The organism is Chromobacterium sp. Panama, assembly GCF_003052555.1.
In the GTDB taxonomy this organism is placed as follows: domain Bacteria; phylum Pseudomonadota; class Gammaproteobacteria; order Burkholderiales; family Chromobacteriaceae; genus Chromobacterium.
Genome location: NZ_QARX01000001.1, coordinates 3,407,916 through 3,433,427 on the forward strand (window position 1 = coordinate 3,407,916; position 25,512 = coordinate 3,433,427).

General features: G+C 66.9%; 21 protein-coding genes and 1 pseudogene. 14 read left to right on the forward strand and 8 right to left on the reverse strand.

From position 1 onward, the window contains the following. Positions 1-56 precede the first annotated feature (56 nt). From secD to DB032_RS15410, 6 genes are all read left to right on the forward strand, one after another. A complete protein-coding gene (gene secD / locus DB032_RS15385) occupies positions 57-1,904 on the forward strand; it encodes a protein translocase subunit SecD (RefSeq protein ID WP_107800249.1) in 1,848 nt (615 codons plus the stop codon). Between the two features lie 9 nt (positions 1,905-1,913). Continuing rightward, complete coding sequence (gene secF, locus DB032_RS15390) at positions 1,914-2,849, forward strand: protein translocase subunit SecF (RefSeq protein ID WP_107800250.1); 936 nt, start codon at positions 1,914-1,916, stop codon at positions 2,847-2,849. 107 nt (positions 2,850-2,956) lie between these two features. After that, positions 2,957-3,601, forward strand: coding sequence for a DedA family protein (locus tag DB032_RS15395; RefSeq protein ID WP_107800251.1), 645 nt, complete (start codon positions 2,957-2,959; stop codon positions 3,599-3,601). A gap of 69 nt (positions 3,602-3,670) precedes the next feature. After that, positions 3,671-5,566, forward strand: a complete 1,896-nt coding sequence (gene mutL / locus DB032_RS15400) for a DNA mismatch repair endonuclease MutL (RefSeq protein ID WP_107801917.1) — start codon at positions 3,671-3,673, stop codon at positions 5,564-5,566. Between the two features lie 3 nt (positions 5,567-5,569). Continuing rightward, a complete protein-coding gene (locus DB032_RS15405; RefSeq protein ID WP_107800252.1) occupies positions 5,570-6,391 on the forward strand; it encodes an MBL fold metallo-hydrolase in 822 nt (273 codons plus the stop codon). Positions 6,392-6,756: 365 nt separating this feature from the next. Beyond that, positions 6,757-9,138: a glycosyl hydrolase family 18 protein gene (locus DB032_RS15410; protein WP_107800253.1), complete on the forward strand. Its 2,382-nt coding sequence runs from the start codon at positions 6,757-6,759 to the stop codon at positions 9,136-9,138. 8 nt (positions 9,139-9,146) lie between these two features. Here the strand turns inward: DB032_RS15410 and DB032_RS15415 are convergent, their stop codons facing one another. Beyond that, the gene (locus DB032_RS15415; protein WP_146176695.1) at positions 9,147-9,452 is read right to left on the reverse strand and encodes a hypothetical protein; all 306 of its coding nucleotides are present in this window, start codon (positions 9,450-9,452) and stop codon (positions 9,147-9,149) included. Between the two features lie 17 nt (positions 9,453-9,469). Here DB032_RS15415 and sgrR point away from each other — a divergent pair, with 17 nt between their 5' ends. The 4 genes from sgrR (at position 9,470) to DB032_RS15435 (ending at position 13,468) form a co-directional block, all read left to right on the forward strand. After that, positions 9,470-11,152, forward strand: a complete 1,683-nt coding sequence (gene sgrR, locus DB032_RS15420; RefSeq protein WP_107800255.1) for an HTH-type transcriptional regulator SgrR — start codon at positions 9,470-9,472, stop codon at positions 11,150-11,152. A gap of 108 nt (positions 11,153-11,260) precedes the next feature. After that, entirely contained in the window at positions 11,261-11,806 is a 546-nt protein-coding gene (locus DB032_RS15425) for a MarR family winged helix-turn-helix transcriptional regulator (protein WP_107800256.1), read from the forward strand. Beyond that, positions 11,803-13,017 (forward strand): cyanate transporter, encoded by a 1,215-nt coding sequence (locus DB032_RS15430; RefSeq protein WP_107800257.1) that lies wholly within the window; start codon positions 11,803-11,805, stop codon positions 13,015-13,017. Before DB032_RS15425 ends, DB032_RS15430 begins: the two co-directional genes overlap by 4 nt. Positions 13,018-13,051: 34 nt before the next feature. Beyond that, complete coding sequence (locus tag DB032_RS15435; RefSeq protein ID WP_107800258.1) at positions 13,052-13,468, forward strand: RidA family protein; 417 nt, start codon at positions 13,052-13,054, stop codon at positions 13,466-13,468. Positions 13,469-13,536: 68 nt separating this feature from the next. Here DB032_RS15435 and DB032_RS15440 read toward each other — a convergent pair whose 3' ends face one another. The 7 genes from DB032_RS15440 to DB032_RS15470 all read right to left on the reverse strand — a co-directional run bounded on the left by DB032_RS15440 (position 13,537) and on the right by DB032_RS15470 (position 19,017). After that, positions 13,537-14,811 carry a flagellar assembly protein T N-terminal domain-containing protein gene (locus DB032_RS15440; RefSeq protein WP_227107598.1) on the reverse strand — a complete coding sequence of 425 codons (1,275 nt, stop codon included), beginning with the start codon at positions 14,809-14,811 and terminating at the stop codon, positions 13,537-13,539. Then, positions 14,808-15,449: an LPP20 family lipoprotein gene (locus DB032_RS15445; RefSeq protein ID WP_107800259.1), complete on the reverse strand. Its 642-nt coding sequence runs from the start codon at positions 15,447-15,449 to the stop codon at positions 14,808-14,810. The genes DB032_RS15440 and DB032_RS15445 overlap by 4 nt, the downstream gene beginning before the upstream one ends. Positions 15,450-15,558: 109 nt before the next feature. Further along, the gene (locus DB032_RS15450) at positions 15,559-16,476 is read right to left on the reverse strand and encodes a GlxA family transcriptional regulator (protein ID WP_107800260.1); all 918 of its coding nucleotides are present in this window, start codon (positions 16,474-16,476) and stop codon (positions 15,559-15,561) included. After that, positions 16,466-17,374, reverse strand: a complete 909-nt coding sequence (locus DB032_RS15455; protein ID WP_107800261.1) for an EamA family transporter — start codon at positions 17,372-17,374, stop codon at positions 16,466-16,468. Before DB032_RS15455 ends, DB032_RS15450 begins: the two co-directional genes overlap by 11 nt. Next, the gene (locus DB032_RS15460; protein ID WP_107800262.1) at positions 17,361-17,579 is read right to left on the reverse strand and encodes a DUF1737 domain-containing protein; all 219 of its coding nucleotides are present in this window, start codon (positions 17,577-17,579) and stop codon (positions 17,361-17,363) included. The genes DB032_RS15455 and DB032_RS15460 overlap by 14 nt, the downstream gene beginning before the upstream one ends. Positions 17,580-17,687: 108 nt before the next feature. Next, entirely contained in the window at positions 17,688-18,239 is a 552-nt protein-coding gene (locus tag DB032_RS15465; protein WP_107800263.1) for an isochorismatase family protein, read from the reverse strand. A 70-nt stretch (positions 18,240-18,309) separates the two neighbouring features. Then, positions 18,310-19,017 (reverse strand): LysE family translocator, encoded by a 708-nt coding sequence (locus tag DB032_RS15470; RefSeq protein ID WP_107800264.1) that lies wholly within the window; start codon positions 19,015-19,017, stop codon positions 18,310-18,312. A 230-nt stretch (positions 19,018-19,247) separates the two neighbouring features. Here DB032_RS15470 and DB032_RS15475 point away from each other — a divergent pair, with 230 nt between their 5' ends. The 4 genes and pseudogenes from DB032_RS15475 (at position 19,248) to DB032_RS23800 (ending at position 25,091) form a co-directional block, all read left to right on the forward strand. Then, the gene (locus DB032_RS15475; protein ID WP_107800265.1) at positions 19,248-20,696 is read left to right on the forward strand and encodes a PLP-dependent aminotransferase family protein; all 1,449 of its coding nucleotides are present in this window, start codon (positions 19,248-19,250) and stop codon (positions 20,694-20,696) included. Positions 20,697-20,898: 202 nt separating this feature from the next. Beyond that, a complete protein-coding gene (locus tag DB032_RS15480) occupies positions 20,899-24,177 on the forward strand; it encodes an EAL domain-containing protein (protein WP_158274319.1) in 3,279 nt (1,092 codons plus the stop codon). A gap of 413 nt (positions 24,178-24,590) precedes the next feature. Beyond that, a pseudogene (infA, locus tag DB032_RS15485) lies at positions 24,591-24,803 on the forward strand (translation initiation factor IF-1); the annotation flags it as partial. Positions 24,804-24,869: 66 nt separating this feature from the next. Continuing rightward, complete coding sequence (locus tag DB032_RS23800) at positions 24,870-25,091, forward strand: hypothetical protein (RefSeq protein ID WP_048409173.1); 222 nt, start codon at positions 24,870-24,872, stop codon at positions 25,089-25,091. Positions 25,092-25,512: the final 421 nt, after the last annotated feature.

Below are 25,512 nucleotides of genomic sequence, written 5' to 3' on the forward strand. Positions count from 1 at the left end.
CGGCCACCGCAGCGCGCTGCCGGTGGCCGGTTCATTTTCTTTTCCCGAACTAAAACATGAACCGCTACCCTCTTTGGAAATACCTCGTCATTGCGGTGGCCCTGATCCTTTCCGCGATCTACACGCTGCCCAATTTCTACGGCGAGACTCCCGCGGTCCAGGTCTCCAGCTCGCGCCAATCCATTCCGGTGGACACCGCCGTGATGACGCGCGTGGAAGAGGCGCTGAAAGCGCAGAACATCTCTCCCGACGGCCTGTTCCTCGACGGAACCAGCCTGCGAGTCCGCTTCAAGGACGCCGACACCCAGCTCAAGGCGCGCGACGCCATCCAGCACGCGCTGGGCGACAACTACATCATCGCGCTTAATCTGCTGTCCGCCTCCCCCGCCTGGCTGACCAGCCTGAAGGCGCACCCGATGTTCCTCGGCCTCGACCTGCGCGGCGGCGTGCACTTCCTGCTGGAAGTGGACATGAAGGCCGCCATCGACAAGACGATGGAACGCTACGCCGGCGACTTGCGCCGCGAGCTGAAGAACAAGAAAGTCCGCTACGGCGCGATCAAGCGCAACGGCAATACGCTGGAAGTGCAGCTGCGCGACGCCGACACGCTCAAGGCCACTCAGGACGTGGTCTACCGCAGCCTGCCCTCGCTCACCGTCAAGAGCGACGACGGCAACTACCGGCTGACGCTGACCCTGAAGCCGGAAGAGATCACCAAGATCCAGGGCGACGCGGTCAAACAGAACATCACCACGCTGCATAACCGCGTCAATGAGCTGGGCACCTCCGAGCCCATCATTCAGCAGAACGGCCCCAACCGCATCGTGGTGCAGCTGCCCGGCATCCAGGACACCGCCCGCGCCAAGGACATCATCGGCCGCACCGCCACGCTGGAAGTGCGCATGGTGGAAGACGACCCGAGCAAGATGGCCGACGCGATGGCCGGCAATGTGCCGGCCGGCTACGAGCTGCTGGACGAAGCCTCTTCCCGCGGCGTGCAGAAGATTCTGGTGCGCAAGGACGTTGAACTGACCGGCGACAATATCAACGACGCCCAGGCCGGCTTCGACGAAAACGGCGCGCCCGCCGTCCACATCAATCTGGACTCCGCCGGCGCCTCCATCTTCCGTCAGGTGACCGCCGAGAACATCGGCCGCCGCATGGCGATGGTGCTGGTGGAAAAAGGCCGCGCCGAAGTGGTGACCGCTCCGGTGATCCGCTCCGAAATCGGCGGCGGCCGCGTGCAGATCTCCGGCAGCATGAACCCGGCCGAAGCCAACGACACCGCCCTGCTCTTGCGCGCCGGTTCGCTGGCCGCGCCGATGAACATCGTCGAAGAACGCACCGTAGGCCCGAGCCTGGGTCAGGAAAACATCGAGAAAGGCTTCCACGCCACGCTGTGGGGCTTTGCCGCCATCGCCACCTTCATGGTCCTGTACTACGGCATGTTCGGCGTGTTCTCCGCGCTGTCGCTGGCGATCAACGTCTTCCTGCTGCTGGCGCTCTTGTCCATGATCCAGGCCACGCTGACCCTGCCCGGCATCGCCGCCATCGCGCTGGCGCTGGGCATGGCCATCGACGCCAACGTGCTGATCAACGAGCGCATCCGCGAGGAGCTGCGCAACGGCGTGCCGCCGCATTCGGCGATCCAGGCCGGTTACACCCACGCCTGGCACACCATTCTGGACTCCAACGTCACCACGCTGATCGCCGGCCTCGCGCTGCTGATCTTCGGCTCCGGCGCGGTGCGCGGCTTCGCCGTGGTGCACAGCCTGGGCATCCTGACCTCGATGTTCTCCGCGGTGGTGATTTCCCGCGGCCTGGTCAACCTGTGGTACGGCCGCCGCCGCAAACTGACCACGCTGGCCATCGGCCAGGTGTGGAAACCGGAAAACAAAGGATAAGGACCGGATATGGAGCTTTTCCGCATCAAACGGGACATCCCGTTCATGAGCTACGGCCGGCTCACCACGACCATCTCGCTGGTGACCTTCATCCTGGCCATCTTCTTCCTGGCCACCCGCGGCCTGAACTACAGCGTGGAATTCACCGGCGGCACCGTGCTGGAAGTGCAGTACCAGCAGTCCGCCGACCTAGGCGCCATCCGCGACAAGGTGGACGAGCTCAAGCTGGGCGAATCCACGGTACAGAGCCTGGGCAGCAGCCGCGACGTGATGATACGCCTGCCCAACAAGCCGGGCGTCACCTCCGCCCAGCTGTCGGAAAAAGTGATGGCCATGCTCAAGGCCGGCGATCCTCAAGTGCAACTGCGCAAAGTGGACTTCGTCGGCCCCAGCGTGGGCGAGGAACTGGTGACCCACGGTCTGACCGCCACCATCCTGGTGTGCGTGGGCATCATGATCTACCTGGCCATCCGCTTTGAATGGCGTTTCGCCATCGCGGCCATCATCGCCAACATGCACGACGTGGTGATCATCCTGGGCTGCTTCGCCTTCTTCCGCTGGGAGTTTTCGCTGACCGTGCTGGCCGGCATCCTGGCGGTGCTGGGCTACTCGGTGAACGAATCGGTGGTGGTGTTCGACCGGATTCGCGAGAACTTCCGCAAGCCGGGCATGAAGGGCCACAGCGTGGCCGAAGTCATCGACAACGCCATCACCGCCACGATGAGCCGCACCATCATCACCCACTTCTCCACCGAGATGATGGTGGTGTCCATGCTGCTGTTCGGCGGCCCGGCGCTGCACGGCTTCGCCATGGCGCTGACCATCGGCATCGTGTTCGGCATTTACTCCTCGGTGCTGGTCGCCAGCCCGATCGCCCTGTGGCTGGGCGTGAAGCGCGAACATATGATCAAGCCGGTGAAACCAAAAGAAGAAGCGGTCGTCTGATCACTTCCCTCATGAGCCTCATTTAAAAAGGTTCTGATTGCTGGCCGGCTTGTCCGGCCAGTTTTACTTTCAACCCGAGCAGCACCCTTACCGAGCGCAACGACATCATGGAAGCCATCACTTTTCTGATCGACTTCATCCTGCACATCGACACTCATCTGTCCCAGCTGGTGGCCGCCTACGGCCCCTGGATCTACGCCATTCTGTTTCTGATCGTATTCTGCGAAACCGGACTGGTGGTCACCCCCTTCCTGCCCGGCGACTCGCTGCTCTTCGTCGCCGGCGCGCTGGCGGCCATGGGCCAGATGAACCCGCACTTGCTGGTGCTGCTCCTGATCGTCGCCGCCATCCTCGGCGACGCGACCAATTACGCCATCGGCCGCAACGTCGGCATGAAGCTGTTCGACAAGTTTCCGCGCATCCTGAAGCCGCAATACCTGGACCGCACCCACGCCTTCTACGAACGCCATGGCGGCAAAACCATCATCTTCGCCCGCTTCGTGCCCATCGTGCGCACCTTCGCGCCCTTCGTCGCCGGCATCGGCAAGATGCACTACCCGCAGTTCCTGCGCTACAACGTGGTGGGCGCCATCGCCTGGGTGGTCGGCTTCACTTACGCCGGCTACTTCTTCGGCAACCTGCCCTTCGTGCGCAAGAACCTGGAATTGCTGATCTTCGGCATCATCCTGGTGTCCTTCCTGCCGGGGTTGATTGAAATCTGGCGCCACAAGCGCGCGGCCGCCCGCGGCTGATCCGTAGTAGAATCGACAAGGCCGCCGTAGCGCGGCCTTTTGCTTTGACATCACGCCCCAATGCCGCCCATGAAACGCATCCAACGCCTGCCCGACCACCTCGTCAACCAGATCGCCGCCGGCGAAGTGGTGGAACGCCCCGCCTCCGCGCTCAAGGAAATACTGGAAAACAGCCTGGACGCCGGCGCGTCCAAGATCACGGTGGACCTGGCCCAGGGCGGCATCAAGCTGCTGCGCGTCACCGACAACGGCGGCGGCATCGCGGCGGAAGACCTGGCGCTGGCGCTGGATCGCCACGCCACCAGCAAAATCGCCTCGCTGGACGATCTGGAAAACGTCGCCACCCTGGGTTTCCGCGGCGAGGGCCTCGCCAGCATCGCCTCGGTGTCGCGGCTGACCCTGGTCAGCCGGCCGCCGGACGCCGAACACGCCCATCAGCTCATCGCCATCGACGGCGCGCTGCACCCGGTGGAGCCGGCCGCCCACGCGCCCGGCACCAGCGTCGAGGTGGTGGACATCTATTTCAACACCCCGGCGCGGCGCAAATTCCTGAAAAGCGAGAACACCGAATACGCGCACTGCGAGGCCGTTTTCGAGCGCATCGCGCTGGCCCACCCCCATGTGGAGTTCATGCTGCGCCACAATGGCAAGGTGATCTGGCGCCTGCCGGCGCAAAGCCTGGCCGAACGCGTGGCCGCGATGCTGGGCAAGGATTTCGTCGCCGCCGCCATCGAGATCGACACCGCCGCCGGCCCGCTGACGCTCAGCGGCTTCGTCGCCTCCCCCACTTACTCCAAGGCCAGCCGCGACGCCCAGTACTTCTACGTCAACGGCCGCTTCGTGCGCGACAAGACCGCGCTGCACGCGCTGCGCCAGGCGTACCGCGACGTGCTGCACCACGATCGCCATCCGGCCTACGCGCTGTTCCTGACCATGGAGCCGTCCGGCGTCGACGTCAATGTGCACCCGACCAAGATCGAAGTGCGCTTCCGCGAATCGCAGGCCATCCACCAATTCCTGTTCCACAGCGTGCACAAGGCTTTGGCCAGCACCACCGCCGGCGCCGCGCCTACCGTTCAGATCGCCGGCGCCGATGAGGCGGCCGAGCCCGCGCTGGCCCAGGGCGAATCCGCGCCCTTGTTCGACAAGCCGTTCAACCGGCCCGCCGCGCCCTCCTCCGGCCCGGCCGGGGGACAACCCGCCTTCCGCTACCAGCAGCAGGCGATGCCGCTGCACGTGGCCCGGGAAGCCACCGGCATCTACGACAAGCTGTTCGGCGGCCTGCGCGAGGAAGAACGCGCCCAGCCCGCCGCGCCGGCGCCGGTGGAATACAGCCTGCCGCCGCAGCGCGTGGCCGCGCTGCCGCAAAGCGCGGACGGCGTTCCGCCGCTGGGCTTCGCGCTGGCGCAGCTGCACGGCGTCTACATCCTCAGCCAGTGCGAAGACGGGCTGATCCTGGTGGACATGCACGCCGCCCACGAACGCATCGTCTACGAACAGCTGAAAACCGCGCTGGAGGCCGACACCATCCCGATGCAGCCCTTGCTGCTGCCGGTGTCCTTCGCCGCCGATCGCATGGAGGTGGCCACCGCCCACGAACACGGCGAGGAGATGAAGCGGCTGGGCATGGAACTGGCGCCGCTGTCCCCCACCCAGATCGCCGTGCGCGGCGTGCCGGTGTGGCTGAAGGACGGCAATCCGGTGGACCTGGCGCGCGCGGTACTGAAGGATGTGCGCGAGTTCGGCCTCAGCCAGGTGCTGACCGAGCGCCGCAACGAGCTCCTGGCCACCATGGCCTGCCACGGCGCGGTGCGCGCCAACCGCCAGCTGACGCTGCCGGAAATGAACGCCTTGCTGCGCGATATGGAAGCCACCGAACGCTCCGGCCAATGCAACCACGGCCGCCCCACCTGGACCCGGCTGTCGATGCGCGAGCTGGATAAGCTGTTCATGCGCGGTCAATAAGCGATGCGCGTCACCGTACTGGCGGAAAACCACAGTCTGCGGCCGGACTTGATCGCCGAGCCCGGCCTCGCGCTGCTGATCGAGGACGGCCCGCACCGCATCCTGTTCGACACCGGCCGCAGCGACACGCTGCTGCGCAACGCCAGCCAGCTGGGCGTCGACCTCGCCGCGCTCAGCCAGGTGGTGTTGTCGCACGGCCATTACGATCACAGCGGCGGCCTGCCGGCGCTCAGCCGGCTCTTGCGTCAGCGCGCGGCGGCGCCGCTGCCGCTGCTGGCCCATCCCGAGGCCTTCCGAGCGCGCGAAGCGCGGCTGGGACCGATCACGCTGCGCAAGCTGGGCTCGCCGCTCGCCGAAGCCGATCTGCAAGCCAGCTTCGAGCTGCAACTGCACGCCCGGCCCCACGCCTTCGCCGACCGCTACGTCTTCCTCGGCCAGATTCCACGGCGGCGCCACGCCGAAGGCCGCGGTACCCTGGGCCGCCTCGTCGACGCGAGCGGCCACCGGCCGGACCCGGTGGCCGACGATTCGGCCCTGGTCTACCGCGGCGAGCAAGGCCTGATCGTCTTCAGCGGCTGTGCCCATTCCGGCATCCGCCACATCGTCGACTACGCGCGCGAAGTCTGCGCCGAGCCGCGCGTCCACGCGGTGATAGGTGGTTTCCACCTGCGCAGCGCGGCGCCGTGGCGCGTCTGGCGGACCCGCCGCTACTTCCAGCAACTGGCGCCGGAGGGCCTGTACGCCTGTCACTGCACCGGCTACGCCCGTCACGCGCTGGCGCGCCAGCACGCCATCGCCGCCGGCAGTCAACTGAGCTTCGACTAAACCGGTTTCGACAGTTCCTGCCGCGGAAAAACGACAGTTCGCTCTTTCCGCCATTATTCACGGTCGGCGTGCCGCATTGCAGCATTCCGACCGCCGCTCCGTCTCCTTCTCCCGCCTCCAAACCGCATAAACGCCGCCGCTGCGGGCTTTGGCCGTCCCGCCGCGCTCAGCGCGTCCGTCTTCGTCCGGGCGCTAGCAAAAAATGGCGCGAATACACCTGAAAAAAAGAACAGGTGTGTGCTTAGTCCTTCCCTGCACATGCTTAGGTCCAATACCACTTACATACAACTTTAATACAACTTAAATACAAGTCGGCGCGCCGCGCCGGCCTTTCGCCCCGCCTTTTTCCAAGAAGGAGATGGACTGTGAGCAAAGCCTTACTGCTGCTGAAAACCGGCCTGGCCGGCACCGCCGTGGCCGGCGCCGCGCTGCTGGCCGCCCAGCACGCCCCCACCGCCGCCAAGGCGCCGGCATCCGCCGCCCGCGACGGCCTGATCAAAACCGCGGCCGCCAGCTGCGTCGACCCGGCCTGGAGCGCCGGCTCGATCTACACCGGCGGCCAGCGCGTCAGCTACCAGGGCCAGACCTGGGAGGCCAAATGGTGGACCCAGGGCAATACGCCCTCCGCCAGCGACGCCAGTCCGTGGAAATTGATCGGCCAGTGCGACGGCGGCGGCGGCAACCCGACCGAACCGCCGCTGGTGCAAGTGCCGCCGCCCACCGGCAACGCGCTGTGCCGGCCGGAAGGGCTGGCGCGCACCGACGGCGTGGACGTGCCGTATTGCGCGGCCTACCAGAAAGGCGGCGCCGAGCAGTTGGCCAACGGCAGCCGCAAGCGGCTGATTGGCTACTTCACCAGCTGGCGCACCGGCAAGAACGGCCAGCCGGCCTACCTCGCCAGCGACATCCCCTGGGGCAAGCTCACCCACATCAACTACGCCTTCGCCCACGTGGACGGCAACAACCGGCTGTCGGTGGGCGAAAACAATCCCGGCAACCCGGCCACCGACATGAGCTGGCCGGGCGTGCCCGGCGCGGAAATGGACGCCAGCCTGCCCTATAAGGGCCACTTCAACCTGCTGACCCAGTACAAGCGCAAATACCCGGGCGTCAAAACCCTGGTCTCGGTGGGCGGCTGGGCCGAGACCGGCGGCTATTTCGGCGCGGACGGCAAGCGCGTCAACAGCGGCGGCTTCTACAGCATGACCATCAACGCCGACGGCAGCGTCAACCAGGCCGGCATCGACGCCTTCGCCGACTCCGCCGTCGCCTTCCTGCGCAAATACGGCTTCGACGGCGTGGACATCGACTTCGAATACCCGACCTCGATGAACGACGCCGGCAATCCGCTGGACTGGAGCGTCGCCAACGCCCGCCGCGGTTCGCTGAACAAGGGCTTCAACGCGCTGACGCGGACATTGCGCGAACGGCTGGACCGCGCCGCCTCCCAAGACGGCCGCTACTACCAGCTCACCGCCGCGGTGCCGGCCTCCGGCTATCTGCTGCGCGGCATGGAAGCCTTCCAGAGCCTGCGCAACTTCGACTTCGTCAACGTGATGTCCTATGACCTGCACGGCGCCTGGAACGAGTTCGTCGGCCCCAACGCCGCGCTCTACGACGACGGCAAGGACGCCGAACTGGCGCGCTGGAGCGTGTACACCACCGCGCAATACGGCGGCATCGGCTATCTGAACACCGACTGGTCCTACCACTACTACCGCGGCGGCTTGCCGGCGGCGCGCGTCAATATCGGCGTGCCCTACTACACCCGCGGCTGGAAAAACGTCAACGGCGGCAGCAACGGCCTGTGGGGCACTTCGGTGGGCGGCAACTGCCCGACCGGCCTGAAAACCTGCGGCGACGGCGCGGTGGGCATAGACAATCTGTGGCACGACCTGGACGAACAAGGCCGTGAAGTGGGCGCCGGCTCCAACCCGATGTGGCACGCCAAGAACCTGGAGAAAAACCAGGGCGGCAGCTATCTGTCCGCCTACCTGGACCCGAGCAAGCCGGAAAACCAGCTCAGCGGCAGCTATCAGCGTTTCTACAACGACACCCTGAGCGCGCCGTGGCTGTGGAACGCCGGCAAGAAAGTGTTCCTGTCCACCGAGGATGAGCAGTCCATCGCCAAAAAAGCCGCCTGGGTCGACGCCAACAACGTCGGCGGCGTGATGTTCTGGGAACTGGCCGGCGACTACGACTGGAAACAGGAGCGCAACGGCGGCAAGGGCGAGTACTTCATCGGCACCACGCTGACCAGCCTGCTGTACAACGCTTTCAGCAAACCGGCCGCCGTCAGCGTCAAGCCCGCCGCCGCCGCGCCGGCTGCCACCGCCGCCATCGACGTCGGCTTCTCGCTGGACGGCTACGCGCTGGGCGACAGCAATTATCCGATCAACCCCAAGCTGACCATCACCAACCGTTCCGGCAGCACCCTGCCCGGCGGCACCGAGTTCCAGTTCGACGTGCCCACCTCGGCGCCGTCCAACTTCGCCGACCAGTCCGGCTTCGGACTCAAGGTGATCAGCGTCGGCCATAGCGGCAACAATATCGGCGGCCTGAAGGGCGACGCCCATCGCGTCTCGGTCAAGCTGCCGTCGTGGCAGTCGCTGGCGCCGGGCCAGAGCGTCAGCCTGGCCGTGGTCTACTATCTGCCGATCTCCGGCCCGCGCAACTTCAGCGTGACCTTGGGCGGCAAGACTTACGCCATCCGCGAGGAGGCGCCCTACCTGCCTTACCTACGCTGAGATCCGCTTCAATGTCTGGCGCTGGCTCGCCAGACTTTGAACGGGTTCTGAATTCCCTCGTTCTCCTCAGTACCTTCCAAGCCGGGTTCGCCCGGCTTTTTTTCTGCGCCGCCGTCCGCCGGCGGCCGCCATTGCATCAACTCGTTCAAACGTTCCAGCGCCGCCTGCGGCGTCAAGCCGAACACCGGCTTTTTGCCGTCGAGAAAACGCTGGTAAAACAAGAAGGTCGGATCGGTTTTCATCGCTGTGGACTCCCGCTGTGGATGCGAGTATTGTCGGCGCAATATGAGGCAATAAAAATTGCTGACTTTCAATCAGGAAACTTCCTCTTATGTCCGCGCGGCTCGCCCAGCAATACCAGAAGCTCCATCATCACTTCGCCGGCCAGACCGAGGCCGTCTCGCTGCAACAGCTGGCCGACCTGCTGTTTTGCACGCGTCGCCACATGCGCAGCCTGCTGCAACAGATGCAGGCGCAAGGCTGGATAGCGTGGCAGGCGCAAGCCGGGCGCGGCATGCGCTCGCAACTGCGCTTTCTGCAAGCCCCGGAGCAGTTGCAGCGGGAGCGCGCCGCGCAATTGCTGGAACAGGGCCGGGTGGAGCAGGCGGTGGACTTGCTGGGCGACGACCGCGGCGAGCTGGCGCCCTTGCTGTTGGCGCGGCTGGGCAAACGCTGGAGCCAGGACCGCCAGGTATTGGGCGTGCCTTATTACCGGCCCTTGCCCAACCTCTACCCCGGCACGCCCTTGCGCCGTTCCGAGCGGCATCTGGTCGGCCAGATCTTCAACGGACTGAGCCGGATAAATGAGGAAAAAGGGGAAGTAGAAGGCGATCTCGCCCATCACTGGAGCCAGCAGGGACCGCTGGAATGGCACTTCCACCTGCGACCGGCGGTGCGCTGGCACGACGGCCGCGAGCTGAGCGTCGCCGATGTCCAGGCCTCGCTGCTGCGCTTGCGCGCGCAGCCGCTGTTCTCCCATCTGCAAGCCGTGCGGCCCTTGTCGCCGCGCAGCCTGGCGCTGGAATTGAGCGAGCCCGACCAATGGCTGCCCTGGCTGCTGGCCGACAGCGCCGCGCTGATCCTGCCGGCCGACCACGCCGCCCGCGCCGACTTCGCCTCGCGCCCGGTGGGCACCGGCCCTTACCGCGTCGCCGCCAACACCCGCCACCGGCTGTGCTTGCAGGCCTTCGACGATTACTTCGGCTACCGCGCGCTGCTGGACCAGGTGGACATCTGGATGATGCCGGAACTGGGCGAACAACTGGAACACGGCAACGGCCAGGTCTGCGGCCTGGAAGTGCGCATCAATCCGCGCGAGCCCAGCGTGCAGACCGAAATGGCGCTGGAGTCCGGCGTCTACTTCCTGCTCGCCGACGGCCGCTCCCCGCGTCTGCACGACGCCGCGCTGCGCGACTGGCTGGCCCAGGCCCTGGCGCCGCTGGCCGTGATCCATGAAACCGCGCCGGCGGTGCGTCAGTACTGGGCGCCGGCCGCCGGCCTGCTGCCCAATTGGCACCACGCCCAGCCGGCCTTGAACCTGAAGCCGCCGGACGGTCTGAGCGCGCTGCGTCTGGCGTATTACGAGCAGCATCCGGAGTACCAATTGATCGCCGCCGCGATGGCGCGCTGCCTGCGGCCCCACGGCGTGACGCTGGAATGCCGCGCCCTGCCCTACGCCGACTGGGAGCAGGGCCGGGCCGACGCCGATGTGTGGCTGGGCTCGGTCAACTTCGCCACCCGGCCGGAATACTCGGTGGCCGCCTGGGTGCTGGGCACCCCGCTGCTGCGCCGCTGCCTGGAGCCGGCGCTGCCGCTGGCGCAGTGGCATCAGAGCTGGCGCCAGGGCCTGTTCCGCGCCCAGGATCTGTCCGCCGCCGTGGTCCAGCAACGCTGGATGCTGCCGCTGTTTCACAACTGGCTGCGGCTGCAAGGGCCGGCCCAGATGCAAGGCGTGCGCCTCAACAGCCTGGGCTGGTTTGATTTCAAGTCCGCCTGGCTGCAAGCGGACGGCTGAAGCGGTTCAAACGCGGGGTCGCCTGATGCCGCGCGAATAATTTCATATAAAGATACTTTAAGTAAAATATCTTCCCAGGAATACATATCCATGACATAATCGCCCCCCATGGACAAGATAGACACCATCATCTCCCAGTGGCGGCGCGAGCGGCCCGATCTGGACAGCGCCAGCATCGGCGTCATCGGCCGGCTGGCGCGGCTGGTCACCCACGTGGAGCGCGCGCTGGCCGACAACTTCGCCCGCTTCGGACTCAAGGACGGCGAGTTCGACGTACTGGCCACGCTGCGCCGCGCCGGCGCGCCCTACCAGCTATCGCCCACCATGCTCTACACCACGCTGCTGCTGACCTCGGGCGCGGTCAGCAAGCGCCTGGACCGGCTGGAGAGCGCCGGCTGGGTGGAGCGCCTGCCCGACCCCAAGGACCGCCGCGGCATGCTGATCCGTCTGAGCCCGGCCGGACTGGAGCTGATTGAGCGCGCGATGAGCGCCCACATCGCCACCCAGGACACCGCGCTGGCCGCGCTGGCCGCGCCGCAACGCGAACAACTGGCCGCGCTGCTGAGTCAGTGGCTGCAAAGCTTCCCCGGAGAAGCGCAAGCCGAAGCGACGCCCCAAGCTCGCCCCCTCCCCACCGAAAGCAAAACTTCATGAAGCAAGACACCTCCGTTCAGCGCCCGCTGTGGCTGGCGCTGTCCATCATTCTGGTGGGCCTGAACCTGCGCCCCGCCCTCGCCGCCATCGGCCCGCTGCTGGACCAGCTGCGCCACGCCACCGGCATGAGTTTTAGCGACGCCTCGCTGTTGACCACGCTGCCGGTGGCCACCATGGGCGCCGGCGCCTTTCTGGGCAGCTGGCTGGAACGCCGCGCCGGCGCGCGCCAGGGCGTGGTCATCGCCCTGCTGCTGATTTTCTTGTCCAGCGCGCTGCGCTGGCTGCCAACGAGCTTCGGCGCGCTGCTGGCCACCGCGCTGATGGCCGGCATCGGCATCGCGCTGGCCCAGGCCCTGATTCCCGGCTTCATCAAGCAGTATTTCCCGCACAAGGTCTCGGCGCTGATGGGCTTCTACATCACCGCCATCATGGGCGGCGCCTCCCTGGCCGCCGCCGGCGCGCCGTGGCTGGCCGCGCATAGCGCGCATTGGCAAAACGGCCTGGCCGCCTGGGCCGCTCTGGCGGCACTGGCGCTGCCCTGCTGGCTGCTGAGCGCGCCGCGCCGCGCTCCCGGCGGCGGCTCCGCCGCGCGCGCTCCGCAATTCAGCCGGATCCCGCGCGCCTGGCTGCTGGCCTTTTATTTCGGCATCGGCACCGCGGTCTACGCCAGCTCGCTGGCCTGGCTGCCGGCCTTGTTCGTGCAACTGGGCTGGAGCCAGCAACAAGGCGGCCTGATGCTCAGCTTCATGACCGGCATGGAAGTGGTGTCCGGCCTGACCATCCCGCTGTTGTCGGCGCGCAGTCATGATATGCGCGGCTGGCTGACCCTGGTGTTGCTGGCGGTGCTGGCCGGCTTGCTGGGCATGGTGCTGGCGCCGCACGGCGGCCTGCTGCTGCTGTGGGTGGCGCTGCTGGGCTTGGGCGTGGGCGGCCTGTTCCCGCTGACCATGATTCTGACGCTGCACCACTACGAGGACGCGCGCAACGCCGGCCAGTTGTCGGCCTTCGTGCAGGGCATAGGCTATCTGATCGCCGCGGTGGCGCCCTTCGCCGCCGGCTGGATCCGCGACGCCACTTCCAGCTTCAATCTGGCCTGGCTGTGCCTGGCGCTGCTGATCGCCAGCCTGCTGGTGCTGACCCGCCGCTTCGCGCCCCAGGGCTACGCCGAAGCGATGCAAAACCCGGCCGTCGTCGCCGCGCAGCCCCGTTGATCCCGGGACGGCGGCACACCACAGGAGAGAGTCGATGAGCACAACCGTTCCCTTCCGCCTGAGCAATCCCGCCGGTCTGTACGACCCGGCGCCCAACCGCTATTCCCATCTGGCCATCGTCGACGCCGGCAGCCGCATGCTGCTGGTGGCCGGTCAGGGCGGTGAAAACGCCGCCGGCGAACTGGCCGACGGTTTCGAGGCGCAAGTGCGCCAGGCCTTGGCCAATCTGCGCACCGCCTTGGCCGCCGGCGGCGCCGACCTCGCCCATGTCGCCAAGCTGACGGTGCTGATCGTCGATCACAGCGAAACGCGGCTGCGCGCCTTCGGCGCGGAACTGGCCGCCGCCTGGGGCGCGTTGCCCTCGCCGGCCTGCACGCTGATCCCGGTGCCGCGGCTGGCGCTGGACGGCATGCTGTTCGAAATCGAGGCCACCGCCTTCCTGCCCGCTTGACTCTCCGACGCAAATCCGACGCAAAAAGCCCGCCGTGAAGGCGGGCTTTTTTTCATTGGCGGCCGCGCTCAGCGCCGCGGCATGAAGCGCACGTAATCACCTTCTTCCACCTTGCCCGGCGCCTGCACCGCGCCGACGGCGAAATTGGGCTGCACCTGGCTGATGACGACGTCGCCGGCCAGGGTTTCCGGCACGCCCAGCTCGCGCCCGGAGATCAGATCGCGCACCGGCTGCGCGCTCTTGCGCTGATAGACCAGGAATTTATCGCCGACGGCGACGCCGTCCAGCGAGCCGGCGTTGATGTAGACCTGGCGCGGGCCGGCCAGTTTGACGATGCGGGCGGAGAACGGAATGCAGGAAATCACCTCGCCTATCCTGCTCACCGCCTGATCCAGCGCCCGGTTCACCGCCTGGCCGTAATCGCTCTGCCAGAACGCCGCCGAGGCGAAGGGCCGCGGCGGATTCGGCGTCACTTCGCCCTTGGCCAGCTCCGACACCCGCTCGCGGGCCAGCAAGGCGCCGGTCAGCGCGTCGTACACCCAGACTTCGGCGTCGAACTGGCGCTCGGTGGGCACGTATTTGACTCCGCCGCCGAACAGGCCGGCGAACGGCCCGTTGTAGAACGTCCCCTGCTGACTGGTGTTGTTGGACTCGTACAGCGATTTGCGCAGCCCCTTGGCGGTGGCGCCGGTGGCCAGCACCCGCCCGGCCACCACGAACTGGGCGTCCTCGGATTGGCCGATGCGGCGGGCGATCTCCGCGCCGGCGGCCGGTTCGGCCACGCGCGCATCCGCCAGCACCGACACCGTGTTGGCGTCCAACAGGCTGTACATGCGGTTGGCGCCCAGCCGCCGCGACAGCTCGGTGGGCAGCCCGGTGGCCAGCTCCGGCATGTCGGACGCCTCCGCCGGGCGGTCCACCTGGAAATACGTGGTGACGATCTTGCGGCGCAGGCTGCGGCCCGGCGGCATCGCGCAGGCGGCCTCCTTGCCGCGCGCGGCGCCGGACGGTTTGGCGGTGTCCACCTCCACCAGCACATGGTAGAGCTTGCCCTGCTGGAACTCCTTCACCACCTTGACCGCGCCCTGCGCCGGCGCCAGCGGCGTCAGCGTGCCGGACTCGCTGCTCCTGCCGTAATCCAGCCCCTGCGAAGCCTCCACCCGCGCGCCCTGGCGCAGCGCCACCATCTTGAGCGCGTCCTGCAGCGCCTGCTCGCGCGCGGCGGCGACGCCGTTGTCCAATGAGGCCACGCCCTCGGCGCGCATGATCTCGGCGCCGGCCGGACAAACAAAAGCCGCCGCAAACGCGGCGGCCAGCAGGGTACGGAAACGAAACCGCATCATTGAGCCATGTAGTAGTTGCTGTTGTAACGCGCCGCGCCGCAATTGCCCTCGGCGCACTGCAGGCCGGACGTGGCGTTTTCCTGCGAAGCCTTCATCACGCTGCCGGTCTTGTCCAGCGCCTGGCGGAACTGCTTGTAGAAGTCCTGATCCAGCGTGATCTCGGCCACCGCCTCGCTGGTGCCGTCCGGCTTCATGTTGTTGGACACGATGTTGACCCCGCGCAGATAGGCGTCCACATAGGTGCGGAAGCTATCGCTGTTGGCGATCATGTTCGACACCGAGCTGTTGCCCACCAGCTTCATGCCCTGCACCTGTTCCGCGATGGCGCGGAAAGCGTCCAGCCGGGCGGCGCGCAAGGCCAGCAGCTTGCGCTGCGACGGCGTCAGGCTGGAGGTGTACGGCGCCGCGCCGCTGCCCACCACCCGCACCACAATGGGCTGATAGGGATTCACTTCCTTGACCACCACCTTGGGCGCTTCGGTTTCAATGCCAGGACCGACGAAACCGACGCCGCTCGGCGTCATCCCCGCGGCGGCGCGCGGGGCCTCGGCGGCCTGCGGCGGACGCTCGGCGGTGGCGCAGGCGGACAAGCCCAGCAAGACGGACAGGAAGCAGGCAACACTGGGAATCGTTTTCATGGCAAATACCGTTGGATATTGCTCGAATTATGAAGCGATCTAAGCGAACGTCAACCGCAACATCGGCATTCCTATGCAAAACTTGAATAAAAACAAAATCCCGCCCGCATCAATGGCCGCCGGCGTCGGCCCGGTTCAATTGCCGCGCCGAGGAAAATCCGGCCGCCAGCGCGGCCTTCTCCTTGGACAGGCCGGCGCCGCGCCACTGGCTGGCCAGCGCCAGGCGCAGCCCGGTGTGATAGTCGTGCACCGACACGCCGGCGTGCTCGCGGAACAAGCGCGACAAATGCCTGGCGCTGACGTGCACCTGGCCGGCCAAGTCCTCCACCCGCCAGCCGCGCGCCGGATCGGCGGCGATCAGGTCCTGCGCCTTGTGCACCGCCGGGTGCAAATGGTTGCGGTGCGTCAGCCACGGCGACAACTCCGGATCCCCGGCGGAACGGCGGAAATACACCACCATGTGGCGCGCCACGTCCCGCGCCAGCGCCGGGCCGGCCAGCTGCGCGATCAGTTGCAATGCCAGGTCCACCCCGGCGGTGATGCCGGCGCTGCTGCTGATGGGCCCGTCCTGCACGAAGACGCGGTTCTGCTGCACCCTGGCCTGCGGCGCCAGTTGCTGCAAACGCTGCAGCAGGGTGTGGTGAGTGGTGCACTGGCGGCCGTCCAGCAGGCCGGCTTCCGCCGCCAGCAGGCTGCCTGAGCAAATGCTGGCCACGCGCTGGCGGCCGGGGTCCACCCGGCGGCGCAGCCAGCGCACGATCTCGCGCGCCTCCGGCCGCGCATAGGCCTCGATCGAATGCGCGGCGCCGCTGATCACCACCAGCGCCTCGTCCGGCAGCGCGTCCGGCAAGGGCGCCGCGCCTTCAAGGCTCAGGCCCAGCGAGGTGGGCACGCCGGCCGCCGGCGCGATGTAATGCGGCCGGAACGGCGCGCCCAGTTGCGCGGCGATGCGAAAAGCGTCGGCCGGACCGGCCAGATCCACCAGCAGCAGATTGGGCGGCAGTACGAAAAAGATATCAAGCGCCACGCGTCGCCGCTCCCGCGCGCCGGCGCGCCAGCCAGCGCGCGCCGAACACGTTCACCGCCAGCCCGGCCAGCAACAACAGGCTGCCGGCCGCCTGCAGCGCGTTCAGGCGCTCGCCCAGCAGCAGGCCCGAGGCCAGCACGCCCACCACCGGCACCAGCAGGGAAAACGGCGCCACCTTGCCGGCCGGATGGCGCGACAGCAGCCGGCTCCACAAGCCATAGCCAAACAGGGTGGCGACAAAAGCCAGGTAAGCTACCGCGAACAGCGCCTGCGGCGTGAAATGCTCCAAGGCGGCGGCGATGCGCTCGCCCCCTTCCAGCCACCAGGACAGCAGGAAGAACGGAATCGGCGGCACCAGGCTGGACCACACCACCAGGCCCAGCGGCTGCACGCTGTAGCCGGCGCGGCCCATCTGCCTCACCACCACATTGGACAATGCCCAGCTGAAGGCGGCGGCGATGGTCAGACCCAGGCCCACCGCCGTCATGCTGCCGCCCTTGCTCAGGCCTATCAGCGCCAGGCCGCCCAGGGCCAGCAGCAGGCCGGCCATCTGACTGGCCTGCCAGCGCTCGCGCAGCCACAGCCCGGCCAGGATCAGGGTGAAGAAGGCCTGCGATTGCAGCACCACCGAGGCGAGGCCGGCCGGCATGCCCAGCTTGATCGCGGTGAACAGGCAGGCGAACTGGCCGACGCCCACGCTGAGGCCGTAGGCCAGCAGATAGCGCCACGGCAGCGCCGGCCGGCGGATGAAGAACAAGGCCGGCACCGCGGCCAGACAGAAGCGCAGGCCGCCCAGCAGCAAGGGCGGCACATCGGACACGCCCCATTTGATCACCACGAAGTTGACGCCCCACACCAGCACGATGGCCAGCGCCTGCAAGAGATCACTCCACGGCATCGCCGCCTCCCTGGGCTTGCGCGCCCGGCCACAGCACCGCCTGGGCGACGATGACGCGCTCGCCGTTGAAGGTGGCCGCCGGCGAGCCGTACAGCCGGTAGCCCAGGGCCAGCGCCTCGCTGACGCGGCGGCAGAAGCCGGCGTCGTCCGGGCTGGTCAGCAGACGATAGACCGGCATGTCGTCGGGCGGAAGGGTGGGCTGCATGCAATTCTCCCATGGCTGCGCGGCGGGCCGCGCCCGCCGCATTCATTTTGGATATCGCTTTACGGTAACATCAGATAGTCGAGATGGCGATGATCAAATACCCGCCGTTCAGCGCGCCAGCTTGGCCAGCGCCTGCTCCACGCTGACGACGTCGGCGAAACGGCCGGCCAGCACCAGCTCGGTCTTGGCGCGAATCTCCGCCGCGCTGAACACCTGGCCGCTATGCGGATGGCTCATGTCGAAAGTCAGCGTGGCCTCGGTGACGAAATCCACCTCGTAGCCCAAGTCCGAGGCCACCCGGGTGGTGGTTTCGCAGCATTGCTCGGTGCGGATGCCGGACACGATCAAGCGCTGGATACCGTGGCGGATGAGCCAGGGCTGCAGGCCGGAATCGGTCAGGGCGTTGTGCACGTGCTTGACGAAGGTGGCAGCCGGCCGGTGGCGCAGCCACTCCAGCGGCCGCACCAGGCCGGACTCGGCGGAAAAGGCGGCGTCGCCGTCTTCGTGCAGAATGTTGATCACCGGCGCGCCCAGTCTCTCGGCGCCGGCGATCAATTGCTGCAACTTGTCCTGAAAGGCCGGAATCTCGTCTTCCTTCCAATACGGACGGTGGCGGAACGACTCTTGCGCGTCAATCACCAGCAAGGCGGTTTTCTTCATGGCGGTTTCTCCCTCACGTCCGGGCCGGACGCTGTTGAACACAGCCCGAATGCTACGGACTCTCCCGCCTTTATTTAACGCTGATTACGGACAAGCCGCTGTCAAAAACGGACATCGTGCCCACCGCTCGCGGCGCCGCCGGCGCGGCCGCGACCTCGGCCGCCCGCGCCGGGCCCTGCGGCTGGAATTCGTCGTACAACAGCCACAGCGCGGTGGCCGCCATCAACACGCCCATGCTCAGATTGAAACCCAGCAAGGCGCGCGGGCTGGCCAGCCAGGCGCGCAAGCGCTCGCCGGCCCAGGCCCAGACGCCGATGCAGGGCAGATTGACCACGGCGAACACCGCCGCCAGCATGGCCGCGCCCAGCCAGCGCTGCCCGTCCGCCGCCGGCATGAACAGGATGGCGGCGTTGATCACCATCACCCAGGCCTTGGGATTCAGCCATTGAAACAGCGCCGCGCCGACAAAGCCCAGCGGACGCGCCGCCGCGCCCGCCTCCGGCTGGCCGGCGCGGGCGATCTTCCAGGACAGCCACAATAGATAAGCGCAGCCCAGCAGGGCCAGCGGCAGCCGCGCGGCCTGGATGCCGTCCAGCAGCAGCGACAGCAGGCTGCCCACCAGGAACACCTGGAAAGCGCAGCCCAGGCTGATGCCCAGCATGTGCGGGATGGTGCGGCGAAAGCCGAAATTGACGCCGGACGCGGTCAGCATCAGGTTATTGGGGCCGGGGGTGATGGACATCACCGCCACGTAGGACAGTAGGGCGAATTCGGGCATGACGGGCTTCACTTTCTTGCTCCGCGCCGGCCGGCGGCGCGGTATGACGATGCATGGGGCCGACGCGGCCCCGCTTTCCCAATCCATGCTACGCAGCGCCTCGCCGCGCCGACAGCCGCAGCTGTCACCTTTCGCGGTGGTGACAGCGCGGCGTTTCCTCAAACTGTCACCATCGCCTATCATGGGCACTGTGTCTGTCTACCACCGCCCAAGCGCGGCAAGCTGTGCCCATGGAACCCATTGTCGCCCCCCAAGCCCCCACGCTGTATCAGCAACTGGCCGACGATCTGTCGCTGGCCATCAAGCGCGGCACGCTGCCGCCCGGCGCCAAATTGCCGTCGGTGCGGCGCACCTCGCAAAGCCGCCAGCTCAGCCTGAACACCGTGGTGGCCGCTTACCGGGTGCTGGAAGACCGCGGCCTGATCGAAGCCCGGCCGCAATCCGGCTACTACGTGCGGGCGCGGCTGCCGTCGCCGGCGCGGCCGGCCGCCACCCTCAGCAGCCCGGCTGCGCCCACCCGCCCGCAGGTGCTGGGCCTGATCGACACCGTGCTGGAGGCGCAGCAGAACGAGGACTACATCGACCTGGCGCTGGCCTGTCCGCACGGCGGCGACTTCTACCCCGGCGGCAAGCTGGGCCGGCTGATGGGACAGATACTGCGCCGCCAGCCCGGCATGATCAGCCGCTACGCGCTGCCGCCGGGCTCCTTGCGGCTGCGCACCCAGATCGCGCGCCGCGGTCTGGAACTGGGCATGACCTTGCAGGCGCAGGACATCGTGCTCACCCACGGTTGCATGGAAGCGCTGCAATTGGCGCTGCGCGCGGTGACCCGGCCCGGCGACACCGTGGGCCTGGAATCGCCCACCTATTTCAACCTGCTGCCCTTGATCGCCAGCCTGGGCCTGAAAACGGTGGAGATCCCCACCGACCCGCAAACCGGCCTGTCCATCGACGCGGTGGAACTCTTGCTGGCGGAAAAGCGCATCAACGCGCTGGTGGCGATGCCCAATGTGCACAATCCGCTGGGCGCGACCATGCCGCTGGAGGCCAAGAAACGGCTGGCGCGGCTGATCACCCGCCACCAAGTGCCGCTGATCGAGGACGCGCTGTACGCCGAGCTGCAGTTCGGCGACACCCTGTCGCCTGCGGTCAAGGCCTTCGACGACGAAGGCTGGGTCATCGTCTGCTCCAGCTACACCAAGACCCTGGCGCCCGATTTCCGCATCGGCTGGATGGAGGGCGGACGCTTCGGCCACGCGCTGCGCCAGCTCAAATTCGCCTCCTCGGTGGCGGAGCCGGCGGTGCTGGCGGAAACCCTGGGCGCCTTTCTGGAGTCCGGCGGCTACGACCATCATCTGCGCGCGCTGAAGCGGCGCTACGCCGCCCACGTGGAAAAAGTCCGCGGCATGATCGCGCGCCACTTCCCGGCCGGCACCCACGCCACCGCGCCTTCCGGCGGTTTCCTGATCTGGGTGGAACTGCCCGAGGACATCGACGCGGTGGCGCTGTTCCACGCCGCCATCGCGGAAAAGATCAGCATCATGCCCGGCCCGTTGTACTCCCCCAGCGGCCGCTATCCCAACGCGCTGCGGCTGTCCTGCTGCTATCCGCTGGACGACCGCTATCTGGCGGCGCTGGCGCGCGTCGGCGAACTGGCCGGCCTGCTCCGGCGTTCATAAAACCCCGCCGGCAACGCCCGCCGGCGGCGGATCCCGCGCAAGTCCGCGCCCCGCCGCGCGCGAAGACATGTTCAAGACGCGCCGGCGTTTTTATGAACCACTCATATAGCTATTAAGTGGTTGGCCTTTTTGAAATCCATGCCTAACAATGAAGCAAGACCTGACCGCGTCCGCAGCGGGCGCGAGCGCAGAAAGAGACTTCATGCCGACGATCAAGAAACCAGCCGCCGCCGATAGCGGGCCCGCCGCCGGCAAACACCAACGCCGTCTGCGCGACTTGCTGAACCGCTACGACGCCGCCTTCGCCGCCGGCGCGTCGCTGGACAGCCTGTTGCGCCAGCTGGAGCAAGTGCGCGATTACGCGCTGCGCCACGCCATAGGCGAAGCGCAGATGCTGTCCGCGCTGGCCGCCCAGCCCGCGCTGCCGCAGGACAGCGCCGCCGGACGACAAGCGCGGCAGATGCTCACCGACATGACCCACAGCCTGGGGCGGCAGCTGCTGCAACCGGCGCTGAGCGCCGCCGCCAAACCCCAGCCGCCGCCGGCCCAGGCCATGCTGGAGCAATTGGACGACGGCGTGCTGCTGCTGGAGCCCAGCGGCCAGCAAGTGCTGTACGCCAACGCCGCGCTGATGGAATTGCTGGGCCTCGCCGAGCCGCCCGCCTATCCCCTCGCGCTCTCGGCGCTGGCGCCCGACAGCGGGCTGGCCGAAGCGCTGCGGCCGCTGCTGGCCCTGCCCAAGGACAAACCCAGCCAGATCGCCGCCACCCCGCTGCGCCGGCCGGACGGCGACGCCGGCCATGCCGACATCCGCGCGCGGCCGCTGCGGGCCGAAGGCCAGGACTGCCTGCTGCTGACCTTCCACGACGCCACCGACCGGCTCACCTCCGAGCAACTGCTGACCCGCCATCTGGACATCCTCGCGCAACTGGCCGGCCTGTCCGCCGAACTGGCCAGCCAACCGGCCGAACCGCTGTGGGCGCGCATGAGCGGCCTGCTGGAGCGCGTGGGACGATTCCTGGACGCCGACCGCTGCCTGCTGGCCCTGCTCGACATCGAAGGCAAGCAAGTGCGCATCGCCCGAGAATGGCGAAACGAGGCGCGGGCGGCCGGACCGCCGGCCGAGGCCCCGGCCATCCCCCGCTCCAAACTCTGCTGGCTGGAACAACAGCTGGGCCAGCAACGCACCTTGCAACTGAACGACAGCGCCGACGCGCCGGAAGCCGCCGCCGCGCTGCGCCAATTGCTGGGCGACAACGGCCAGAGCGCGCTGCTGGCCACGCTGCGGCCTCGCCAATGCTGGCGCGGCGTGCTGGCGGTCAGCGCGCCGACGCCGCATAGCTGGCTGTGGATAGAGCAACACATGCTGCAATCGGTGGCGGACATGCTGTCCAACTTCCTGGAGCGCAGCCAATACCACAGCGACGCTCAACGCCGTCAGAGCGAGGCGCTGGCCCAGGCGCGGATAGGCCATTGGGAATGGCGGCGCGGCGACGCCGCCCCGCATTGGTCGGAAGAGCTGTACCAATTGTGGCGGCTGGACCCGGCCCGGCCCCCGCCGCCGCTGGCGCGCTTGCCCGCCTTGCTGCCGCCCGCCGACTGGCCGCCGCTGCGCCGCTGCCTGCGCCAAGTGCTGCGCCGGCGCGAAACCGCGCAGCTTGACCACCGCATCCTGCTGCCGGACGGCGGCGACCGCCACGTGCGCCATCACATCTCGCTGGAACAGGACGGCCGCGGCCGCGTCGTCCGCCTGAGCGGCACCTTGCAGGACATCAGCGAATTCAAGCGCCGCGAACAGACCCTGCAGCAGGCCGCCGCCGTTTACGAACACACTTTGGAAGGGGTGATGATCGCCGACGCCGATCTGCGCATCCTCGACGTCAACCCGGCCTTCAGCGCGCTCACCGGCTACGCCCGCGCCGACCTCTTGGGCCAGAGCCCGCGCCTATTGCATTCCGGGCGCCACGACGCCGGCTTCTACCGCCGGCTGTGGCAGACCGTGGCGGAACACGGCCGCTGGCAAGGCGAAATCTGGAACCTGCACAAGGACGGCAGCGTAGCGCCGGCCTGGCTCACCGTCACCGCGGTGCGCGACGCCGACGGCGCGGTGCGCAACTACGTCGGCGTGTTCTCCGACATCGCCCAGATCAAAAAATCCGCCGCCGAAATGGCGCAGCTGGCGCATTACGACTCGCTGACCACCCTGCCCAACCGGCTGCTGTTCCTGTCGCGGCTGGAACACGCGATCCAGACCGCCAAACGCGAACGCCGCCGCGTGGCGGTCTTGTTCATCGATCTGGACAACTTCAAGCAGATCAACGACACCCGCGGCCACGGCGCCGGCGACCGCCTCTTGGTGGAAGTGGCCGCCCGGCTCAAGGACTGCCTGCGCGCCAACGACACCGTGGCCCGCATCGGCGGCGACGAATTCCTGATCCTGCTGGAGAACCAGAAAGCCGACAATCCGGTGATCGACATCGCCAACAAGATCGTCAAAGCCTGCGCCCGGCCGTTCCGCCTGGAAGAACAGGAGGTGGAAGTGGGCTGTAGCGTGGGCATCAGCATCTACCCGCGCGACGGCCAGGACGCGGAAACGCTGATGCGCAACGCCGACGCCGCCATGTACCAGGCCAAGAACGACGGCAAGGGCGCCTTCCGCTTTTACACCGAGGAACTGACCCAGCGCGCGCGGCTGCGGGTGGAACAGGAACGCGAGCTGCGCCTGGCGCTAGAGCGGCGCGAGCTATTCCTGGTGTTCCAGCCCAAATATCATCTGCAAAGCGGCGCCCTGATCGGCGCCGAGGCCTTGCTGCGCTGGCAGCACCCGAGCCGGGGCCTGATCGGGCCGGACACCTTCATTCCGCTGGCCGAGGAAACCGGCCTGATCATCCCGATCGGCAGCTGGCTGATCCGCCACGCCTGCGGCATTCTGCGCCGCTGGAAGGACGCCGGCCTGTCGCCGGGCGTGCTCAGCCTCAATATCGCCGGCGCGCAAATCCAGCGCGCGCCCATTCTGCAAACCCTGAAGCAGGCGCTGCGCGACTGCCGGGTTCCACCGCAGCAGATCGAACTGGAAATCACCGAGCGCTTCGTGATGAGCAATCCGGACGCACATCTGTCGGTGCTGCGAGAGTTGCGCCAACTAGGCGTCGGCCTGTCCATCGACGATTTCGGCACCGGCTATTCCTCGCTCAGCTATCTGCGCCAATTGCCGGTGCAAACGCTGAAAATCGACCAATCGCTGGTGCGCGGCCTGCCGGACCGCGAGCACGAAACCAGCATCAGCCTGGCCATCATCTCGCTGGCCAAAACCCTGCACCTGGGCCTGGTGGCCGAAGGCGTGGAAAACGAAGCCCAGCGCCGCTTCCTGCTGGACGCCGGTTGCGAGCACGGCCAAGGTTTTCTCTACGCCCGGCCGATGCCGGAAAACGAATTCGCCGAACTGGTCAAGAAAGGCGGCGCGGCCCCGCTCCGCCTCTAAACTAAATGAACCGGTTTACGAACCGCCGCGCTTAGACGGGATAGCGGGACAAGGGCGCTGAAACCCGCTTGCCAATGCGATTTTCAACACAACGGCGGCGGCGGCGGATAAATCCATCTCCCTGATTTTTTTGTGAAAACCGCCTCATCGCCGTGTCTGATTCGGCCATTGCCGGATAAATTCTTGTATTTTTCTGACAAATCAGTGCGTTAGATATATAATACCGTTCGCCTCAGATTTTCTGATCGTTCCGGCAGCTGCCTGTCGGACGCTCCGCCTTGCCTGAGGGCTGCCTGTGAAGCCAGCCCCTCCCTAGCTTGGTTACCGAATAGACGCGCCAATAGCACCCGCTCGCGGCAGTCCATGTGACTGCCGCTGTGGCTGTTGGCCTACCGTATTAGAAAGGAATCGTAATGTCCAAAGAAGACATGATCGAACTGGAAGGTGTTGTCATTGAAATGTTGCCCGAGTCCCGCTTCCGCGTGCGTCTGGACAACAACGTCGAAATCCTGGCCTATGGCTCGGGCAAGATGAAGATGCACCGTATTCGCGTTCTGGTAGGCGACCGCGTCACTGTAGAGATGTCGCCCTACGACTTGACCAAGGGCCGCATCAATTTCCGTCATCCGACGGCGCCGGCCGGCGGCGGCACGCCTCGCCCCCATCACAACCGACGCCGTTGATCTGCCGGCATGACCCGCTATCGCGGTCATGCCCTGGAGCAACATTTGCGAGTCAATGAACTCAAACCCGGCGATTACATCGCCGAACAACACGATAGCGCCGCAATCACATTTACCGTGATTGCGGTCAATGCAGTAGGACGTCACTGTCACGTCACTTTTTCGTCGGAACTGGGCCTGGATTCCGCCAGCTACCCGCACGACGCCTGGATCAACGCCTCTCGCCCCTGAGACGGCCGCACGGTCCGATTGACGCTCAACGCCGCACCCGTCCGGGATCTCACCCCGGCGCCCGCCGCGGCCGCTTCCGCCTTCTTCGCCCCTTCCGGCTTAGCCGCGCGCCGGCCGCATGGCCGCGTCAATCCCATTCTCCTTCAAAAAGTCGTTTGACATATCAAAAATTGGTTCCATAGTGGTATCTATGCCGTGCGTCGCGCGCGGCAGAAAACCATCTAGGGCAACCTCGAAAACCGCCGCGATCCGTTCAAGAGCAAGACGCGTCCTCTGACATCAGAACGCAAACCCCGAAACCGCGCGCAAGGCAAAGCCAGAAGCCTGTGACTGAGCGAGGCCATCGGACCGCGCAGCGGGTGTGTCGAGGCCCCCATAAACGGCTGCGATGATTTCGCGCGGCGTCCCCCGCGCCGGCAGC

What these genes read in the sequence shown, in the direction of transcription:
- DB032_RS23800 (WP_048409173.1), top strand. Translation starts at nt 24,870, where the DNA reads ATGACCCGCTATCGCGGTCATGCCCTGGAGCAACATTTGCGAGTCAAT.
- DB032_RS15395 (WP_107800251.1), top strand. Translation starts at nt 2,957, where the DNA reads ATGGAAGCCATCACTTTTCTGATCGACTTCATCCTGCACATCGACACT.
- DB032_RS15430 (WP_107800257.1), top strand. Translation starts at nt 11,803, where the DNA reads ATGAAGCAAGACACCTCCGTTCAGCGCCCGCTGTGGCTGGCGCTGTCC.
- DB032_RS15465 (WP_107800263.1), bottom strand. Translation starts at nt 18,239, where the DNA reads ATGAAGAAAACCGCCTTGCTGGTGATTGACGCGCAAGAGTCGTTCCGC.
- secD (WP_107800249.1), top strand. Translation starts at nt 57, where the DNA reads ATGAACCGCTACCCTCTTTGGAAATACCTCGTCATTGCGGTGGCCCTG.
- DB032_RS15475 (WP_107800265.1), top strand. Translation starts at nt 19,248, where the DNA reads ATGGAACCCATTGTCGCCCCCCAAGCCCCCACGCTGTATCAGCAACTG.
- DB032_RS15440 (WP_227107598.1), bottom strand. Translation starts at nt 14,811, where the DNA reads ATGATGCGGTTTCGTTTCCGTACCCTGCTGGCCGCCGCGTTTGCGGCG.
- DB032_RS15405 (WP_107800252.1), top strand. Translation starts at nt 5,570, where the DNA reads ATGCGCGTCACCGTACTGGCGGAAAACCACAGTCTGCGGCCGGACTTG.
- DB032_RS15460 (WP_107800262.1), bottom strand. Translation starts at nt 17,579, where the DNA reads ATGCAGCCCACCCTTCCGCCCGACGACATGCCGGTCTATCGTCTGCTG.
- DB032_RS15435 (WP_107800258.1), top strand. Translation starts at nt 13,052, where the DNA reads ATGAGCACAACCGTTCCCTTCCGCCTGAGCAATCCCGCCGGTCTGTAC.
- DB032_RS15455 (WP_107800261.1), bottom strand. Translation starts at nt 17,374, where the DNA reads ATGCCGTGGAGTGATCTCTTGCAGGCGCTGGCCATCGTGCTGGTGTGG.
- DB032_RS15470 (WP_107800264.1), bottom strand. Translation starts at nt 19,017, where the DNA reads ATGCCCGAATTCGCCCTACTGTCCTACGTGGCGGTGATGTCCATCACC.
- DB032_RS15445 (WP_107800259.1), bottom strand. Translation starts at nt 15,449, where the DNA reads ATGAAAACGATTCCCAGTGTTGCCTGCTTCCTGTCCGTCTTGCTGGGC.
- mutL (WP_107801917.1), top strand. Translation starts at nt 3,671, where the DNA reads ATGAAACGCATCCAACGCCTGCCCGACCACCTCGTCAACCAGATCGCC.
- DB032_RS15425 (WP_107800256.1), top strand. Translation starts at nt 11,261, where the DNA reads ATGGACAAGATAGACACCATCATCTCCCAGTGGCGGCGCGAGCGGCCC.
- DB032_RS15480 (WP_158274319.1), top strand. Translation starts at nt 20,899, where the DNA reads ATGCCGACGATCAAGAAACCAGCCGCCGCCGATAGCGGGCCCGCCGCC.
- sgrR (WP_107800255.1), top strand. Translation starts at nt 9,470, where the DNA reads ATGTCCGCGCGGCTCGCCCAGCAATACCAGAAGCTCCATCATCACTTC.
- secF (WP_107800250.1), top strand. Translation starts at nt 1,914, where the DNA reads ATGGAGCTTTTCCGCATCAAACGGGACATCCCGTTCATGAGCTACGGC.